The sequence below is a fragment of the Arthrobacter sp. NPDC093128 genome (assembly GCF_040683875.1).
GTDB lineage: Bacteria > Actinomycetota > Actinomycetes > Actinomycetales > Micrococcaceae > Arthrobacter.
In genome coordinates this window covers 102,362-116,849 of the sequence record NZ_JBFBEY010000004.1, presented here as the reverse complement: position 1 = coordinate 116,849, position 14,488 = coordinate 102,362, and the positions used below count along the sequence as shown (strand labels likewise).

15 protein-coding genes are annotated in these 14,488 nt (G+C 63.4%); 8 read left to right on the top strand and 7 right to left on the bottom strand.

Annotated features, from left to right (window positions below):
• Positions 1 to 73: 73 nt before the first annotated feature.
• On the bottom strand, positions 74 to 1,864 hold the full coding sequence (locus tag AB0N24_RS06270; RefSeq protein ID WP_364121915.1) for an NAD(P)/FAD-dependent oxidoreductase: 1,791 nt from the start codon (positions 1,862 to 1,864) through the stop codon (positions 74 to 76).
• 212 nt (positions 1,865 to 2,076) lie between these two features.
• On the opposite strand from AB0N24_RS06270, the gene AB0N24_RS06265 reads away from it, so the two are divergent.
• The gene (locus tag AB0N24_RS06265) at positions 2,077 to 3,384 is read left to right on the top strand and encodes a GAF domain-containing protein (RefSeq protein ID WP_364121912.1); all 1,308 of its coding nucleotides are present in this window, start codon (positions 2,077 to 2,079) and stop codon (positions 3,382 to 3,384) included.
• Positions 3,385 to 3,463: 79 nt separating this feature from the next.
• Here AB0N24_RS06265 and AB0N24_RS06260 read toward each other — a convergent pair whose 3' ends face one another.
• On the bottom strand, positions 3,464 to 4,219 hold the full coding sequence (locus tag AB0N24_RS06260; protein ID WP_364121909.1) for a hypothetical protein: 756 nt from the start codon (positions 4,217 to 4,219) through the stop codon (positions 3,464 to 3,466).
• A gap of 162 nt (positions 4,220 to 4,381) precedes the next feature.
• Positions 4,382 to 5,044, bottom strand: a complete 663-nt coding sequence (locus tag AB0N24_RS06255; RefSeq protein WP_364121906.1) for a DUF6318 family protein — start codon at positions 5,042 to 5,044, stop codon at positions 4,382 to 4,384.
• 259 nt (positions 5,045 to 5,303) lie between these two features.
• Between AB0N24_RS06255 and AB0N24_RS06250 the strand changes: the two genes are divergently transcribed.
• The 4 genes from AB0N24_RS06250 to AB0N24_RS06235 all read left to right on the top strand — a co-directional run bounded on the left by AB0N24_RS06250 (position 5,304) and on the right by AB0N24_RS06235 (position 7,681).
• On the top strand, positions 5,304 to 5,738 hold the full coding sequence (locus AB0N24_RS06250; RefSeq protein WP_364121904.1) for a pyridoxamine 5'-phosphate oxidase family protein: 435 nt from the start codon (positions 5,304 to 5,306) through the stop codon (positions 5,736 to 5,738).
• A gap of 56 nt (positions 5,739 to 5,794) precedes the next feature.
• On the top strand, positions 5,795 to 6,214 hold the full coding sequence (locus AB0N24_RS06245) for a very short patch repair endonuclease (protein WP_364121901.1): 420 nt from the start codon (positions 5,795 to 5,797) through the stop codon (positions 6,212 to 6,214).
• Positions 6,215 to 6,365: 151 nt separating this feature from the next.
• Positions 6,366 to 7,517: a glycosyltransferase family 2 protein gene (locus AB0N24_RS06240; protein ID WP_364121898.1), complete on the top strand. Its 1,152-nt coding sequence runs from the start codon at positions 6,366 to 6,368 to the stop codon at positions 7,515 to 7,517.
• Positions 7,518 to 7,528: 11 nt separating this feature from the next.
• Positions 7,529 to 7,681: a hypothetical protein gene (locus AB0N24_RS06235; protein WP_364121895.1), complete on the top strand. Its 153-nt coding sequence runs from the start codon at positions 7,529 to 7,531 to the stop codon at positions 7,679 to 7,681.
• A gap of 46 nt (positions 7,682 to 7,727) precedes the next feature.
• On the opposite strand, the gene AB0N24_RS06230 is transcribed toward AB0N24_RS06235, so the two are convergent.
• A complete protein-coding gene (locus AB0N24_RS06230) occupies positions 7,728 to 8,945 on the bottom strand; it encodes a glycosyl hydrolase (RefSeq protein WP_364121892.1) in 1,218 nt (405 codons plus the stop codon).
• A gap of 236 nt (positions 8,946 to 9,181) precedes the next feature.
• Here AB0N24_RS06230 and AB0N24_RS06225 point away from each other — a divergent pair, with 236 nt between their 5' ends.
• A complete protein-coding gene (locus AB0N24_RS06225; protein WP_364121890.1) occupies positions 9,182 to 9,583 on the top strand; it encodes an Hpt domain-containing protein in 402 nt (133 codons plus the stop codon).
• A 74-nt stretch (positions 9,584 to 9,657) separates the two neighbouring features.
• Here the strand turns inward: AB0N24_RS06225 and AB0N24_RS06220 are convergent, their stop codons facing one another.
• Entirely contained in the window at positions 9,658 to 10,413 is a 756-nt protein-coding gene (locus AB0N24_RS06220; RefSeq protein ID WP_214950543.1) for a response regulator transcription factor, read from the bottom strand.
• A gap of 101 nt (positions 10,414 to 10,514) precedes the next feature.
• Here AB0N24_RS06220 and AB0N24_RS06215 point away from each other — a divergent pair, with 101 nt between their 5' ends.
• Complete coding sequence (locus AB0N24_RS06215; protein WP_364121887.1) at positions 10,515 to 12,182, top strand: ATP-binding protein; 1,668 nt, start codon at positions 10,515 to 10,517, stop codon at positions 12,180 to 12,182.
• Here AB0N24_RS06215 and AB0N24_RS06210 read toward each other — a convergent pair.
• The gene (locus AB0N24_RS06210; protein ID WP_364122382.1) at positions 12,179 to 12,748 is read right to left on the bottom strand and encodes a TetR/AcrR family transcriptional regulator; all 570 of its coding nucleotides are present in this window, start codon (positions 12,746 to 12,748) and stop codon (positions 12,179 to 12,181) included. The two genes, AB0N24_RS06215 and AB0N24_RS06210, sit on opposite strands and share 4 nt — an antisense overlap.
• Before the next feature lie 177 nt (positions 12,749 to 12,925).
• On the opposite strand from AB0N24_RS06210, the gene AB0N24_RS06205 reads away from it, so the two are divergent.
• Complete coding sequence (locus tag AB0N24_RS06205) at positions 12,926 to 13,219, top strand: hypothetical protein (protein ID WP_364121884.1); 294 nt, start codon at positions 12,926 to 12,928, stop codon at positions 13,217 to 13,219.
• On the opposite strand, the gene AB0N24_RS06200 is transcribed toward AB0N24_RS06205, so the two are convergent.
• Positions 13,176 to 14,486, bottom strand: coding sequence for an McrC family protein (locus tag AB0N24_RS06200; RefSeq protein WP_364121881.1), 1,311 nt, complete (start codon positions 14,484 to 14,486; stop codon positions 13,176 to 13,178). The genes AB0N24_RS06205 and AB0N24_RS06200 overlap by 44 nt on opposite strands.
• Positions 14,487 to 14,488: the final 2 nt, after the last annotated feature.

The following is a 14,488-nucleotide window of genomic DNA, read 5'->3' as shown; positions in this document are numbered from 1 at the left end:
CGCATTGCGGGCCGTGGATGCACCGGCCAGGCGCATCCACGGCATGTCGTTGGATTGTCACGGCCCGCCAGGGTCAGCGCGCGTGGTGGGTGGGCTGGAGTTCGTAGACCGGCGTCGGCAGTCCCTCCATCCGGGCTTTCAGCTGAAGCGCCAGGTAGTTGGAGTAGTGGCGGCTCTGGTGCAAGTTGCCGCCATGAATCCAGAGACTCTCAACATTGGTGGGCTTCCACATGTTGCGCAGTTCGCCCTCCCATGGGCCCGGGTCCTTGGGCGTGTCCGAACCGTACCCCCAACACTTGCCGACGGCGTCCGCCACCTCGGGCGAGACCAGGTCGGCCAGCCACCCGTTCATGGAACCGTAGCCTGTGGCATAGATGATGACGTCCGCTTCAAGCTCCGCCCCGCTGTTCATGACTACGGCATTGCCCGTGATCTTGCTGACCTGGCCGTTCGCGAGCTTGACGCGTCCTTCAATGATCAGCTGGGACGCGCCGACGTCGATGTAATAGCCGGAGCCCCGCCGCAGGTATTTGAGGAACAGGCCGGAACCGTCGACTCCGAAGTCCAGGTCGAAGCCGGCGGCCTCAAGCTGGGAGTAGAACCCGGCGTCGCGCTTGGCCATCTCCTGGTAGACGGGGATCTGGGCTTCCGGCAGGATCCGGTACGGCAGGGATGCGAACAGGAGGTCGGCCTTCTCGGTGGTGACGCCGTTGGCGAGCGCCTTCTCCGAATACAGGTCACCGAGCGCGAGATCCATCAGCGACTCGCTTCGGGCAATGTGCGTGGAGGACCGCTGGACCATGGTGACGTCCGCGCCGTGCTCCCACAGATCGGCGCAGATATCGTGCGCGGAGTTGTTCGAGCCGATCACCACTGCCTTCTTGCCCGTCCAGTCTCCACCGCCCGGGTGCTTGGACGAGTGGTACTGCTGCCCCAGGAAGGACTCGGCGCCGTCGAACGCTGGAACGTTCGGGTAACCCGAGACGCCCAAGGCGAAGACGAGCTGTTTGGGCCGCAAGGTGACCGGTTCGCCGTCGCGCACTACCTCAACGATCCATTCCTGGGACGCTTCATCGAAGCGGGCGTTGGTGCATTCGGTCCTGGACCAGTAGTTGAGCTCCATGATCCGGGTGTAGTGCTCCAGCCAGTCGCCGATCTTGTCCTTGGCGGCAAAGACCGGCCAGTCGTCCGGGAACTTCATGTACGGCAGGTGGTCGTACCAGACGGGGTCGTGCAGGTGGAGGGACTTGTAGCGGTTCCGCCACGAATCGCCGGGTTTCTCGTTCTTCTCCACGATGATGGTGGGCACGCCGAGCCTGCGGAGCCGCGCACCAAGTCCGATCCCGCCCTGTCCGCCGCCGATGATCACGGTGTACGGCTGGTCCGCATACCCGAGCTTTGCCGCTTCCTCCTCCTTGAGTTCCAGCCAGGACTTGCGACCCTTGCTGATCTGGTGCGCCACGCCCTTCTCCCGGTTGGGGCCCTTCTTCTCCTCGAATCCTTTGAGTTCCTGCATGGTGGTGAGCAGGGTCCAGCATTTGCCGTTGCGGAGCCGCAGGTGGGCATAGCCCCGCGCCTGGGCAGTTTCGAAATTCACCCACGCCTCGGTGTTCGCGGCGTCCCCGGTGGCATCCTCCGCGAGTTTCCAGTTGCCGGGCTGGACGTCGCCGAGCGTGGTGTCCAGCATGCGCTGGATTTCCGCTTTGCCCTCCAGTGTTTTGAGGTTCCAGGTGAAGGATACGAAGTCGCGCCAGTACGAATCGTCCTCGAACAGTTGCAGGGCGGCATCGGTGTTGGTGCTGCGCAGCGCCTCATCGAACTGCGCCAGCCAGGCCTCCACGATGCCGTTTGGTGTCTCAGGCATGATTCCTCTTTCCGTTGCTTTCAGTGAGCCACTCCCGGTCCGCCTCGCCATGACCGCCCCGTGACCCGCATCACAAGTAAAAGACGCCGAGGGTTACAATCGAGTGACATGGCCCTCTCCCCCTGTTCCTCGAGGTGTCTGCCGTGGGAATTGTGGAGTTGGCCTCCGGATTATGGCCGGATCGATTTCGATGACGAGTTGGGAGATTGTGGATGCGGACGGGCACTGGCGCGGCCACCTATCTTCCTGACCTGAGGTTTACTGCGCCGGCGGAGTACGCACGCACGCTGCGCAAGGCCCATGAAGCCACGATTTCGGGCAATCCTGATCCGTTCCTTTCGCCAGGCATTCTCAAGTCCTGGCAGCGATCGCTGGCTCTGGGGATCGACCCGGATCAACACCGCCCCGTTCACCGGCACGACGTGTCGGAGGCGCGCTCGCTCAGCGCCGGGCACCGGCTGGCCTCCGTGATGCCGGCCTTGTCGCAGCTGCTGGCCGACGAGTCCGCCGCGGGCCGCCATCTGTTGATCGTCACGGACCGGCAGGGCGAGGTGCTGTGGCGGGTTGGCAGCCGGCAGGCGCTGCGGCTGGCCGATTCCCTGGAGTTTGTTGAGGGAGCCGACTGGTCCGAATCCGGCGTTGGGACCAACGCCATCGGCGAGGCCTTGGTGACCGGCGCACCGGCGCAGTTGTTCAGTGCCGAACACCTGGTGCGCATGCACCACGACTGGGCCTGCACGGCAGCGCCGATTCGCGATCCGTTCACGGGCGAAGTCGTGGGAGTGCTCGATGTGTCCGGCCCGTTTGAATCGGTGACGCCGGACAGCCTCCGCATGGTGCGCTGCGGTGTTCGGCTGGCGGAGGAACTGCTGAAGACGGCCGGCACCCCGGCCGCCGGCCACCTCCTGCGGCAGCCCGCGAGCGCAGTGCGCTCAACGCTGATGCTGAGGTTGCTGGGTGACACTCCCAGCGCCGAGGTCGACGGCGGTGCCCGGCTTCCGCTGACTCTTCGCCGCGCGGAGATCCTGGCGCTGCTGGCATCCCGGACCCAGGGGTGGAGCGCCGACGAACTGGCGTATCGGCTTCACGGCGAGGACGGTGCCGCAACAGCCATCAGGACAGAGATGCACCGAATCCGCAGCGTCCTGGGCAACGTGGTAGAACCCAACCCCTATCGATTCTCTTCGGCCATCCGCGTCGTTACGGACGCGTCTGTCGTTGCCTGCCACTTGCGCGAGGGCCGGGTGCTGGACGCCCTGGCCGCTTACCCTGCAAAGCTGCTCAACCGTTCGGTCAACCTGTCTGTTGAACTTATGCGGGACGAGCTCAACGAAGCGATGGGTGCGTCCGTCCGAGCAAGCGGGAATGCCCAGCTCATGATGCGGTGGTGCGCGAGTGACATGGGCGCATCTGATACTGAAGCAGCTTCGGCAATGGCCAGCCTGGTTGGGCCTAACGATCCGCGCTATCAGTTGGTTCGGGCGCAGATGGAGCGGGTGGACCGGGAGCTGCAGGCGTAGCTGGTGGTTACGGCGATGGCCGCGCCAGAGGTGCGACTCCCTACGGAGCCGTGCGGCACCCTACGGAGCCGCGACGCTCTTATGGAGCCCGCGGCGCGGCGCCCGGACAGCCTTGGCCCTGCGGATTCCTGATGCAGTCGTCGGCGTAGTTTCGGGTGACGGAACGCCACACGCTGATGGTTTGAGGCGGCGAATTGAAATGCCCCTGTCCCGGGATGGGCAGCGGTGGGCCGTTGTTGACCGAGTACGCCCCCTGGAAGTGGGTCGTAAGCACCACCTGGAAATCGCCGGTCTGGGTGTAAACGTGGCTGGTGCGCGTTTTTTCACCCCAGCGGTCCTGCGGGAGTGGGCCGCCCATGACAGTCGTAGGCCCGAAGGAAGTCCCGTCGCCGTAGTTCCATTGGTACTGCACTGGCTTTGCAATTATGGAGACGCTCTGGCCGAACATATCGACCGTGAAAGACTGCTCGCTCGCTTCTGCGTAGAAGTTCGTCTCGGCCCCCCGAAGTGTGTGAGGATTAGGTTGCGCCACCGAGTCACCAGCCAGGACAGGTAACTGCTCGAACTTGCTTTGGATTTCCTGAGCGATTCTTTCCATCACGTCCTCAGGCTTCTCTGAATAGACGCAACGGTCTGGACGCATTTGAGTCCAGATCGGCGGTTGGAATGCCTTGAGGGATGAGAACCAACGAACAGGACGACCATCTTCGCCCTCGGTGCACTTCACTGCGCCAGCAAGGCAGGCCACATCGAAGTTATTCTGACCTTCGTCCAGGCAAAGATACTCAACCTTGTAAGAATTCGGATCTTCAGGAGGCGATTGAGGGCTGTCCACCCAACCCCCGATGCCAGGATCGTAGCGCCATACACCAATGCCGGGACCAGACCAGGAAAGATCGGAATCACCGTCCGCCGCATGTACTAATCCGCTCGAAACGGTAAGAGCCCACAAGCAAGAAACAGCGAGAATCGATAGCCTCCCCCAGGCGACCACGAATTACCCGCCCAGTCTGTCGACATTGAGCGCCCGCCAAGATCCTCCGTCGTATTTCGCCACCATAAGGTCGCCTAGCATCCCGGATTCAGGAACCGTTTGACCGACACTGGCATCGGCATTGTGGAGGGTGCCGGGATATTGCTGCGACTGAACCGCAACCTGAAACTCCCCTTGCCCAGTTTCGACGAAATTTGTCTGAGCAGCGTGCACGGTGATGCTCGCGCCAGCGACCCATCTTCCATCTGCGTTCCATTTCACGATGCCGGGAAATATCTTGTCGCACATCGCGCAAGGGGTTCCTGTTACTGCTTTGACTGGTTCCAGGTCGCCGGTTTCGAAGGCGTAGTTCAGCAATGAATACCAATACTTCGCGAAAGCCTCTAGCCCCTCCTTCGTCTCCGCTTTCGCCGCCTCCGGCAGCACCGGGACCGGCACATTCTGGGCTTTGCCTTTGGCGTCGGCCGGTTTGTAGGCAGCGGACGGTGTAGGTGTGGGACTCGGCGTGGCTGGGGCCGACGCTGACTCGGAAGCCGGCGGAGACGTCGGGTCGTTGCCCGGCGGATTGCTGCCGCCATTGCACGCTGCCAGGACAAGGGCGGAAGCAGCAAAGACTGCAGCCGCGGAATAGCGCAACCGTGTGAAGGGCGAAATGCGAGATGTCATGGGCAGCTATTCCCCCGATAGTTTTCAAGACGTCCGAGCCGCCCGCCAATAAATCCGGACGATTATTAAAGGGTAACCGAGGTCACACTTTGAGGCTCAAAGTTATCCACAGCCATTGACTCCGTTCTTACCACTCGGCGCACTCGTTAGGAAGTCACAAATATCTCGCCCGGGAGCCAAAAGCCGGTGAACTCCCATTCGCATCCGAATAAGTCGTACGGCGCTGGCCTTTGGCCGCCGACGGCGGAACAATGGGCCCATGATGTTCACACACGCAGACGGCAATCCCATTTTGAATCTCGACGATGACCAGTCTTGGAGGCTTCTCGAGGGCACAAAACACGGCCGGCTGGTAGTGACTGTCGCCGGAGAACCGGACATCTTCCCCGTCAACTACGCAGTGGGCGACCGGAAGCTCTACCTCAGGACTGCTCCGGGAAACAAGCTTGCGGAGCTGACGATCAACTCGAAAGTCCTCCTTGAGGCGGACGGCATCTTGGCCGATGAGGCGTGGTCTGTGGTGCTTCGCGGAACAGCCCGCGTCCTGGATAACTCTGCCGATATCGCGGCGGCAGAATCACTCGGTTTGAAGTCATGGGTGCCCACACTGAAGGACTTCTATGTAGAGATCGAGCCGGTCTCACTCAGCGGCCGGCACTTCCAGTTCGGCGAGCAGCCGGAGCGTGAATTCTAGGCTACCGCTGCCCCCGGCCCCGGCCGCGTCGGATGTGGCCCGCCTAGACTTGAACTATGGTTGACCGGCTGACTCCAGAACTGCGCAGCTGGAACATGTCCAGGATCCGGGGCAAGAACACGAAGCCGGAATTGTTGGTTCGGAGCCTGTTGCACGCGAAGGGCTACCGCTACCGCCTGCATGGCAGTGCGCGCGGCGGCAAGCTACCCGGCAACCCTGATCTGGTGTTCGCGGGACGGCACAAAGTCATCTTCGTCAACGGCTGCTTCTGGCATTTCCACGACTGCAGGGCGGGTCAGCACTCCCCCACTGCGAACGCAGAATTCTGGGAAGCCAAACGGACGCGCACAAGGAACCGCGACGCCGAGCAGCGCCAGCTGCTCGAAGCCTCAGGTTGGCAGGTACTCACCGTCTGGGAATGCGAGCTCAAGGACATTTCTGCCTTGGAACTGCAGCTGGAGCGGTTCCTGGCGTGAGCCCTGTCACCACAAAACATCCGTGACGGTAAATCTGCGAAGACCTTGATGCAATCTTGAGGCTATGCCCGGACATTTACTGAGACAGGGCCAACAGGATGGATCCAGTGGCCCGGAAAGAGGGCCTTGAACTCCGTCTAAAGAGGCCATCTTGCAGTCAGCTCTACCGGCCACCACGGCGTCTTTGCCGGAGAACCTGGATTCCCGGGAGGCGGCGTGGCAACTGAGGGTAGTCGTCCTCGTCCCCGCGTACAACGAGGCCAACTCCATCGGTGCCACCCTTGATGGTCTGATGGTCCAGTGGCGCCCGGCGGACCGGATCGTGGTGATCCCCAACGGCTGCTCGGATTCAACCGCATGGGAGGCCCGGAAGTACCCCGTCACCGTCATGGAACTGCCGCGGCTCGAACACCGCAAGTCCGAGGCGTTGAACCTCGCGTGGAATGAATACGCGTATGACGCCGACGTGGTGATCTGCCTGGACGCGGACACAGTGCTGCCGCCCAACGCATTGGCAGCATGGGCCCAGGAATTCGCCGCGTCAGAGACGCCTTCCGGAAAACCCCTGGGCGGGTCGTCGTCGAAATTCACCATGCAGGATCCCGGCATCCTTAGCCGGCTGCAAAAGGCGGAGTTTGCCACGTGGACCGACGTCGCGCTCCGGCGCGGGCGGACAAGCGTGCTGGCAGGAACCGGCTGCGCCATCAACAACAGTGTCCTCCGGCAGGTCGCAGCCCGGGCCGACCGCGAAGGCCCTTGGGTCTATACCTCCCAGGTTGAAGACTTCGAACTCACCTACCGCATCCGGGAACTCGGCTATACCTGCCAGGTCTCCCCGGATGTCCGCGCCTACACGGACTCGATGAAGTCGGTGAAGGCGCTGTGGGGCCAGCGGATGAAGTGGCAGGTGGGCACGGTGGAGGACCTGCTCGACCTGGGCGTCAACCGGCTGACCCTGCGCGACTGGGGCCAGCAGGCCATGGGTTTGCTCGGGGTGTTCCTCAAGCTCCTGTGGCTCGCCGTGATGGCGGCGTCCCTGGTGCTCGGGGTTTTCCGGTTTGTCCTCTTCTGGTGGCTGGTGCCGATCCTTTTCGTGGCTCTGGACATCAAGCGGGCACGGCGGATTCCGCACCGCGACTGGAAGGACATTGCCCTCGCGGCTTCTTTCTTCCCGCAGGAAATTTTCATGTGGCTCCGGTCCGGATGGTTTCTGGCCTCCTGGTGGGCCGTGCTTACAGGCAAGATCACCCGGCGGCGGATTGACCGCTGGGAAGCGCAATACACAGCAGAGGAAATCAACTAAACATGTACGGAATGAACGCTGCAATGCCCGCGACTGGTGCAGGCGCCACTTTGGCCTACACCGGGCTCAATCTGGGCGCAGGCCTGCTCACCGCCCTCGGTATTATGCTGATCGGCGCAGCACTCCTGGCACTGGCCCGCCCCAGCGGCAGGGTCCGTCCCTAAGCGGCTCGGCGTCCCCAAGGGGTCGCGCGTCGGCCTGCACCAGCCGCTACGACGCCCGGCGGGCCGCCAACGCAGTTTTGAATGCGGCCGCCGAGGCGTCGGTGCTGTTGATGCGCCAGTCGGTTTCCTTTTGAAGGTGGAACCAGACGAAGCCCATGACATCAGGCTGGGCTCCAAGATAGCTGACCAGATCGGTGTTCCAGGCCGCTTTGGAGCCGCCGGCCTCACTCGAAGCCGTCTCTGCGATAAGGATGGGCACTCCGGGTGCCAGAGCACGCAACTGGGCTATCCCGGGGGCGAACAGGTCCTGCGGGGAAATCCAGCCGCTCCACGACGCCGAGGTTCCCCAGTTGTAGCCGTCGAGGGCCACGACGTCCACGTAGCTGGCGCCCGGGAACAGGCCGGCAAGGTCCGTGGACCCGAAGTAGGGAACATTTGGGCTCCATACCCAGGACACGTTGCTGGCACCGGCCGCGGCAACGACGTCGTGAACATGCCGCCAGGCCTGGACGTAGTCCCCGGACTGGTTTCCGTTCACGCCTTCGGCCCACGGGTACCAGTTGCCGTTCATCTCATGGGCGAACCTCAGCTGGACGGGCTGGCCCCACGACGCCAAGGCCTGGCCCCACTGCGCAATGTGGGCGTCAAAGTCGCCTGCGGCAATCCTGTCCAGGGAGTAGGCGGGCTGTTCCAGGCCGCCGCCCCAGGCCCAGGGTTCCCACGTGACCAGCGGGACGGCGCCACGCGCCCGTACGGCGTTCATCTCTGTGATGGGCGGCGCCTGGAGGAAGTCCTTGTAGAAGAGCACGATGGAGGGGCTCTCCCCCGCCAACTGCGACACTTCGTCCAGTTCAGCACTCGCCAGCGGGCCGCCGGGCGTGGCCACTCCAAAGCGCAGCGCCGCGGTGCTGACCGGCGGGACGGTGGGCGCGGGGGCAGCAACAACCTTGAACACGGACGATGCTTTGACGGAGGAGGTTTTGGCCGTGATGGTCAGCGAACCAGTGGCGGCGGCCGGGATCGTAATGGAAGTACTGAAGGCACCGGATGCCGCCGTGTTGAACGAAAAGGTGGAGGACCCGACGATGACGGTTCCTGTAGTGGACACCTTGAACCCTGTTCCACTGACTGTCACCGAGGACCCTGCCGGTCCTGTATTCGGGTTGAGTGAAATCTGTGCGGCCGCCGGCGCTGCCTGGACGGGCTGGATGGCCGCCAAGGTCAGTCCCAGCCCGACGAGAAGGCCGACAAGAAGTCTCTTCACGGTCCTGAACAAAGCGATCCCCGCAATCGGCTGGTGGCCGGAAGACCACAGGTCAGTTCGGTGCCGACAGGCACTTGTCCCGATCCTAAAGCTCAAGCGGGCCAGTCCGATCAAGATTGGCGCAAATTTTTTTGGAAAACGCATTCCGCAGCCGCGGGAGCCCTACTGTAAAAGAGGCAAGGTTTATGTCCGCACCCGCTATCCCAGCTGTGCGAGGCAAAGGGAAGGGGTGTCCAATGGATGGACAGGATGGCGCCAGCCAGCCGTACGTTGACCCCGCCGTGCTTCAAACACTCCGCTGCGAACTCGAGCCTGACCCGGACTACTGCGTCGTGTTCGTCAACAGCTACATCCAGCAATTGCCCCGACGGCTGGACCGGCTCCGGCATGCCGTGGAAGCCATGGATTTGGATGCGGCCATGGACGCCGTGCTGAGCGTCAAGACGTCCAGCCAGATGGTCGGGGCGGCGTATCTGGGGATGCTCGCTGACGAACTCGAGACCATCCTGAGGCACCTGGAGACCTCTCCGGGGATCCCCGGAGAGCAGCCTGCGTTACTCCAGTTGGCTCTTCTGGAAAGCATGGACGCCTGCACGGGCCAGACGGTGGCCGGGCTCTCCGCCGCCGTCGCGGCCTGAGCCCAGCGCCCTAAGCCCGCGGCCCAGCGCGCCCGGAGCTAGCGGCCGCAGAGCACGGGCGCAACTCTTGGCAGTCAGCGTTCGGCCGGGGCCAACCTGTATCCAACGCCGCGGACAGTCTGGAGCCACCGCGGATTCTGCGGGCTGTCGCCCAGCTTCTTGCGGAGGTTTCCCATGTGCACTTCAACGGACCGTTCGTCGGCTTCGGAGATGTAGCCGCCGACGTCGTACGGCTCGTCCCGCAGGCGCTTCACCAGTTCCGACTTGGTCCGCACCATCCGTCCGGCCTCAAGAAGGGCGTGCAGAAGGTCGAATTCAGTGCGGGTCAGGTGCAGTTCGCGCCCGTCCACGCTCACGGTCCGCGCCTCGTAGCTGAACTCAAGGCCGTTGTGCGTCAGCGTGTGGCCGGTGCCGCCCGCTGCGGCAGGTGCCTTGCCACCGGCAGAGGAGTCCGACGTCGAACGCGGACGCCGCATCATGGCGGCGACTCGTGCGCGCAATTCCCGGGGACGGAAGGGCTTTGTCAGGTAGTCGTCAGCCCCTGATTCCAGGCCGATGAGGGTATCCAGTTCCTCGGCACGCGCCGTCAGCATGACGATGTAGGCGTCGGAAAACTCCCTGATCTGGCGGGCGACTTCGAAGCCGTCAATGTCCGGCAGCCCCAGGTCCAGGGTGATGACCGCGGGATTGAGCTCCTTGGCCGCTACGACACCGGCCGCCCCGCTGCTGGCCACTTGGACATCGAACCCGGCCTGGACCAGCACAACCCGCACCAGTTCACGGATGTCGTGGTCGTCCTCGATTACCAGACCCACACGTGATTCACTCATCGCAGCCCCCTCAGTCCGCTCGATACCGTCAGAAGTATAGCGGTCGCCGGATATCGTGGTGGTATGCGTCCACTAAACCGCACTTCCTTTTTCGCCCTGTCATGAGCGGCAACCTCACCTGGGACATCTCATCCGGCCGGATATTGTTCTTCCGCCGGCCGTTCCACGAGTACTCGATGCGGGGGCGGGTGATGCTGAGCCAGATCCCGCTCGCCATCACGGCAGGGCTCACGGCCGTCCTGATGCTGATGTTTTTCCCCGGCACCCTGGCCAATCCCCTCTTCATCGCCTTCATGGTGACGCAGGTCCTCATTCTGGGCGTGTGCTACTTCACACCGTGGGACCGGCTGCCGTACGCCAGCTTCCTGGCGATCCCGTTCCTCGATTTCGTCTCGATCGCGTTGGGGCGGGAAGGCGGACAGGAAAGCCTCACGGGCATCAGCCTCCTGGCCGTCTTTCCCGCTATCTGGCTGTGCGCGTCGGGGATATATCCGCGCACTGCCCTGCTCATGTCATTCCTCGCTCCCCTGTGCATCATCTGGGTGCCCTTGTTTGTTCGCGGCGACGTCACTGGGCAGGATCTGGCGAAGTCCCTGCTGCTGCCCGTGATGATGCTGGGCATCGGCGTGTCAGTGAGCGTATTGACCCTCAGCATGGTCCGCCAGCAACGCGATCTTGAGGAGAAGGATGCGCAGCTGCGGATCGCCCTCGAGGACAGCAAGCGGCAGGAACGGCTGCTCAACTCGGTGCTGGAAACGGTGCACCTGGGGGTCCTGGCCGTGGACGCGGACGGGCATGACATCCTCATGAACCGGAAACAGCGGGAAAACCACCGGCTCGCCGCCCCGGCGGGAAACAGCGACCCGAACGAATCCCAGCTCCTGGTGTTCCAGCCTGACCGGATCACCAAGGTACCGGTGGAAGAGCGGCCTGTCCGCCGCGCGGTGTTGGGCGAGAATTTCACGGACAACCTGGTGTGGCTTGGCAGCGGCAGTGAACAGCGCGCCATTACAACCAGCGCCCGCGCCATGCGGGACCACGACGGCGCCTTCGCCGGCTCCGTCATTGTGTTCAGCGACGTCACGGACCTGGTGAACGCGCTGGCGGCCAAAGACGACTTCGTCGCCAACGTTTCCCACGAGTTCCGGACCCCGCTGACCTCCATCCTCGGCTACGTGGAGTTGCTGTTGGATGACGGAGAGGAACTGCAGGATTCCCATCGTGAACCGCTCAACATCATCCGGCGGAACTCCGAGCGGCTGCTGGGGCTTGTCTCGGACCTGCTTGCCAGCCGGAGCGGGCAGCTCATCGTGAGCCCGCAAGCGGTCAACGTGGCCGAACTTGTGCGGTCCAGCGTCAGCGCCGCACTCCCCCGCGCCGCGGCAGCCAAGGTCCGGCTCCATGCAGAAGCCCCTGAACGGCTGGAGGCCCACGTGGATTCCGCTCGCATGTCACAGGTACTGGACAACCTGGTCTCCAACGCCATCAAGTATTCGCCCAATGGCGGCGACGTGGTGGTGTCTTTGGGTTCGGAAGGATCAGAGCTGGTGTGCCACGTCAGTGATTCCGGCATGGGCATGAGCGAAAAGGACCAAGCCGAAGTGTTTAAGAAGTTCTTCCGGACCGGCAACGTGCGGAACACGTCCATCCCGGGAGTGGGGCTTGGACTGTCCATCAGCAAGGCCATTGTTGAGGCACACGGCGGCAGCATCCAGCTGCGGAGCGCGCTGGGAGAAGGCACCACCTTCACAGTCAAGGTGCCGGTCTAGGGTTGTGGCCGGAACTCCTCGATCAGCGTCCGGGCCATACGCTGGGCACGCTTGGAGGCTTCCAGGTCGCCTTCCGTCGCGGAGATGATGGACCCCTTCATCAGGATGTGCCATGAGCGGGAGAAGTCCTCGGCGTCCCGAAGCCCTGCCTCCTCCGCGAGCTGCTGGACGTGGCCCCGGATCCTGGCGAGGTAGTCAATGCTCGCACGTCCCAGCGGATGGTTGGCGCCCATTTCCAGCAGGATGTTGATAAAGGAACACGCCTCAAAGTCATCCCGGCGGAACCAGTCACCGAAGACATCGAAGATCGCCAGCAGCTGCTCGGTGGGGGTGCTGCCGCGGCGTCGGGCATCGGCCACGATCAAGTCCACGGTCCACACCCGGTCGCGTTGCTCGAGGAAGGCGAGCACCAGTTCATCCTTGGATGCAAAGTGCCGGTAGAACGTTGCCTTGGCCACCCCGGCACTGCTGATCAGCTCGTTGACGCCCACGTCGCGTATTCCCCGGCGTGCGAAAAGCTGGTATGCCGTATCGACAATCCGCTGCCTTGCGTCGGCAGGACTCATCACAGCCGCGCCCTGGGGCGCAGGCTGTACCGATACAGAATCTGGCGTTGGGGTCATTACAAATAGTCTAGCGCAAGGGGCAGACAGACTTGTCTGTCTGCGATAGGATTCTTACATTCCGGTCGGTCGAATTCCCAGGCGTTGAGCCAGGGCGCTCGTGCCACAGGAGGGTAAGAGATGCCGAAGAAGATGTTGTCAGCCGTTGAGTCCCACCAGGGCGATTCGTGGCAGGCGCGGTCCGGGATCCATGCCGTTGGGGGGCCCATCAGCGGGCGCGTGAATCTTGAGCCGATTCGTCACCAGTCGTGGGAAATTATCAATGCAATCCTGACGGACACCGATCCGGAGGGATCTGAAATCCGCACTCAACTGCGCCGTTGCCTCAACAAGAACCAAGGCAACCCTGAGAGGGCATTGCTCATGCACCTCATGTCAATGCCGGGCCGCTCCGAGCCCGCGATCCTTGATTAAGTCGGTTAAGTCCTGCCTGCCGCACCACTTCGCCCCAGGACTGCTGTGCCAGGTCAGCAACAGCTGCCAGAATGTCCGCCGGCGGCAGGGACAGATCAAGCGGGTACTCCACCACGTCGATGTCGGTATTGAGGATGCGGCGGAGCTTCATTTCTCCCGAGCCTGCATACACCAGCCAGGCGGTGGGAACCCGTAGGGCCGTGCAGAACGCCAGCATCTGGAAGTGGTCCGCGGACAGTGACGCGCCCTGGTCCGTCGCTGCGCGGTACTTCGTGTCGTAGACCACCACGGGACGGCCGCCCAGGAGGTGCACTGCGTCGGGACTCACCGTGAGCCGGTCCGAGTCGCGCACGGCCTCGTTCAGCAGGGCGTTGTACTGCAGCCGCATTTCGCCGGGGTGGGCAGCCATGGCCTCGCGGAGTGCCGCCCCCACGAAATCCTCGAACACCTGCGCCATGTCCACCACAAAGGACGCCGTCTGTTGCTTTCCGTCGCCCGCTTCGGCCGAGGCATTGCGAAGGATCACCTCGGACAGTCGGAGCACCGCGTGGTACCGGGTATTTTTCCGGCTTGCCTGCCACGGCGGCAGCGGCGCTCCGGACTGAAGTCGCGTGACGGCGTCGAGCTTTCCCTTCAGCTGCCGCAGGCGGCTCTGGACATCGGGCCGCACGCGAGGAACCCTGGCCATGCGCTCAAGGGCAGCCCGAAGGATGCGGTTCTCGGCAATGTCCTCGGTGAATTCGTCGTACGAGACTTCCAGCGGCACGAGCATTCCCGGCCGGCGGGAAATCTGGTCCGAGATCCGGATCCTGCCCTTGACCGTCCGCAGCGATTCGTCAACTGTGAGGTAGCCCTGCAGGACCCCGCGGCTCAGGGCACGGTCCGCCAGCTGCGCGAGCGATTCTGCCAGTGCGCTCCACAGGTCCGAGTCCTCCACGGCGGCCACCGGATCGTCGCGGAAGCCCTGGTTCCCCGCGTAGCTGAGCAGAAACAGCAGCCGGCTGAGGCCAAGGCGGTCCTTCGGCCGGACCTCCAGCTGCACCGTGGGTGTGCGCACGGACCCCACCATGCCCACCGGCTCGATCCGGAACAGTCCCATCCCCATCGGGGACGCCTTGGCCAGGCCGCTGGAGTTCAGGAAGGCGGCGCTGGCGGCGTCAAGCTTGTCCACCACGCCGCCGGAAAGCTCGTCCAAAACGATGTGGCGGACAGCCTGCACCGGGGTGGCGGGCTGCCGTGCCGGCAGCGGCGGAACAGCGACCTGCAATG

Coding starts and splice junctions, on each gene's coding strand:
- AB0N24_RS06270 (WP_364121915.1), bottom strand. CDS start 1,864: ATGCCTGAGACACCAAACGGCATCGTGGAGGCCTGGCTGGCGCAGTTC.
- AB0N24_RS06265 (WP_364121912.1), top strand. CDS start 2,077: ATGCGGACGGGCACTGGCGCGGCCACCTATCTTCCTGACCTGAGGTTT.
- AB0N24_RS06255 (WP_364121906.1), bottom strand. CDS start 5,044: ATGACATCTCGCATTTCGCCCTTCACACGGTTGCGCTATTCCGCGGCT.
- AB0N24_RS06250 (WP_364121904.1), top strand. CDS start 5,304: ATGATGTTCACACACGCAGACGGCAATCCCATTTTGAATCTCGACGAT.
- AB0N24_RS06245 (WP_364121901.1), top strand. CDS start 5,795: ATGGTTGACCGGCTGACTCCAGAACTGCGCAGCTGGAACATGTCCAGG.
- AB0N24_RS06235 (WP_364121895.1), top strand. CDS start 7,529: ATGAACGCTGCAATGCCCGCGACTGGTGCAGGCGCCACTTTGGCCTAC.
- AB0N24_RS06225 (WP_364121890.1), top strand. CDS start 9,182: ATGGATGGACAGGATGGCGCCAGCCAGCCGTACGTTGACCCCGCCGTG.
- AB0N24_RS06220 (WP_214950543.1), bottom strand. CDS start 10,413: ATGAGTGAATCACGTGTGGGTCTGGTAATCGAGGACGACCACGACATC.
- AB0N24_RS06215 (WP_364121887.1), top strand. CDS start 10,515: ATGAGCGGCAACCTCACCTGGGACATCTCATCCGGCCGGATATTGTTC.
- AB0N24_RS06210 (WP_364122382.1), bottom strand. CDS start 12,748: ATGAGTCCTGCCGACGCAAGGCAGCGGATTGTCGATACGGCATACCAG.
- AB0N24_RS06205 (WP_364121884.1), top strand. CDS start 12,926: ATGCCGAAGAAGATGTTGTCAGCCGTTGAGTCCCACCAGGGCGATTCG.